The 1,594-nt window shown below is 54.6% G+C and carries 1 protein-coding gene; it reads right to left on the reverse strand.

Going from position 1 to position 1,594, the window contains the following annotated elements; translation table 11 throughout:
• Positions 1 to 1,394: group II intron reverse transcriptase/maturase (gene ltrA / locus KVH01_RS29380; RefSeq protein ID WP_225924437.1), on the reverse strand; the 1,394-nt coding region annotated here is incomplete at its 3' end.
• Between the last annotated feature and the right edge of the window lie 200 nt (positions 1,395 to 1,594).

Below are 1,594 nucleotides of genomic sequence, written 5' to 3' on the forward strand. Positions count from 1 at the left end.
TGCCTCCACGCACCGATCACTTCACGGCGAAAGGCATCCAGTCGCCGTGTGTTACCGGGTACGTGATAGTAGTTGCAGTAACCTTTAAACAGACGGCTCAACCATTGTCCGATTACCGGGACGGGCTCATGTCTGCGCTTGTGTAACCGCACCCGTATCTCCCTGATTGTCGTTCTCATACGCTTGGCGATGGTCACGCGTCTAACCACAAACATCCCGTTCTTGGTTTTGTTACAGATATGCGTGAACCCGAGAAAATCGAAAGTTTCCGGTTTTCCTTCCCCGCGCTTCTTGCGATCTTCGATCGCGAACCAGCCAAACCGTAGCAAACGTGTTTTCTCTGGATGCAGTGTCAGGTTGAACTGGGCTAGTCGAGCCTCCAACGCCTGGCGAAAACTCCATGCATCTTCATGCTTTTCAAATCCAAGCACACTGTCGTCTGCGTATCGCACAGCAATCATCTGACCTCGTGCAGTACGCTCGCGCCATTGCCTGATCCACAAGTCCATCACGTAGTGCAGGTAGATGTTGGCAAGCAACGGTGAAATGGGCGCACCTTGCGGCGTGCCCTGCTTCGCAGGAATGCGCTTTCCATTTTCGAGAACACCTGTGCGCAGCCATCGAACTATCAGCGCTAACATTCGCCTATCCGCAATTCGGTGTTGCAGGAAGCACATCATCCATTCGTGATCGATGGTGTCAAAGAACGCTCGAATATCCACGTCCAATATCCAACGAACACGCGAATTCTGTATTCCTACCGATAACGCATCCAATGCATCGTGTTGCCCTCGACCTGGGCGAAAACCATACGAGAGTCCGAGAAAGTTCTGCTCATAAATTGCGTTGAGCACTTGCACGACTGCGGTCTGGACGATCTTGTCTTCCAGTGCGGTTACGCCCAGCGGGCGCTCGCTACCATCTGCCTTTGGGATAAACACCCGCCGGACAGGCTGGGCGCGATAGCGGCCACTATGCACTTTGTCGTGTAAGGCTGTCAGCCTTGTGAGCAGACCTTGCTCATACTCTCGCCACGATAGACTATCCACACCACTGGCCGCGTCTCGCTTGAGATTGTAGAAACTCTCGTGCAATAGCTCGACCGTCACGTGGTGCAGCAAGCTCGTGAACTTTACCCGGCGATCTCGCCGAGCTGCTTGACGTACAGCGAGCAACCCTAACAACGCACTTGTCCGGCTCTGCGTCCGGGGTGCGGAAGGCTGTTCGCTGTTCCCCTTGGCTAACTCCCTTTCCTCCATTGTCTCCGCTGAGCAAAACCCATTGTTCGACAACTTCTCAGGTACTACGGAGTTATCCGACTTCTCATCCGCGTAGACGGCAGGCTTTTGGCTTGTGACCTTTCCTACCCCGTCTGGCTTGTCACGACCAGACAACGGATGAGATCTCCCAGCTTCCGTACAGTTGACTTCCCAGCATGCTCAGGGTCTACGACCGCGCAGGGCGTGAAACATGGCTTGCGATTATCGTCATGCACACTGTGGCCTTCCGCTTCGCTTAACAGCGTCGGCGCCCTGGACTCATGATTTCGCGGCTCAATGGCTGGCCTGCTGGTTTCCCCTGCCAACGCTTCGCC

Source organism: Pseudomonas khavaziana (assembly GCF_019145205.1).
Taxonomy (GTDB): domain Bacteria; phylum Pseudomonadota; class Gammaproteobacteria; order Pseudomonadales; family Pseudomonadaceae; genus Aquipseudomonas; species Aquipseudomonas khavaziana.